Source organism: Alkalihalophilus lindianensis (assembly GCF_032843265.1).
Taxonomy (GTDB): domain Bacteria; phylum Bacillota; class Bacilli; order Bacillales; family Bacillaceae_D; genus Alkalihalophilus; species Alkalihalophilus lindianensis.
This window is the reverse complement of record NZ_JAWJBA010000301.1, coordinates 1-273: the sequence shown is the minus strand read 5'-3', so window position 1 is coordinate 273 and position 273 is coordinate 1. Positions and strand designations below refer to the sequence as shown.

The following is a 273-nucleotide window of genomic DNA, read 5'->3' as shown; positions in this document are numbered from 1 at the left end:
ATTACCGTGTCCGCCGGTGATGGGTGAATACGATAAATTACGAACCACATATCCTTGCTTGATTGAAAAATCAATGATTTTTTCAATTACTTGGAGATGAACTTTCTTATCACGGACGATCCCTTTCCTTCCGACTTGTTCCCGTCCTGCTTCAAATTGCGGTTTCACTAATGCTACGACATCACCGCCGGTTCCAAGAAGTGTTTTTAATGTCGGTAAGATTAATGTTAGCGAAATAAAGGAAACATCTATCGTAGCAAAGTTCGGCATTTC

At 40.7% G+C, this 273-nt stretch carries 1 protein-coding gene; it reads right to left on the bottom strand.

Features of this window, described 5'->3' with window-relative positions:
• Positions 1 to 273: SAM-dependent methyltransferase (locus tag RYX56_RS22340; protein WP_336623194.1), on the bottom strand; the 273-nt coding region annotated here is incomplete at both ends.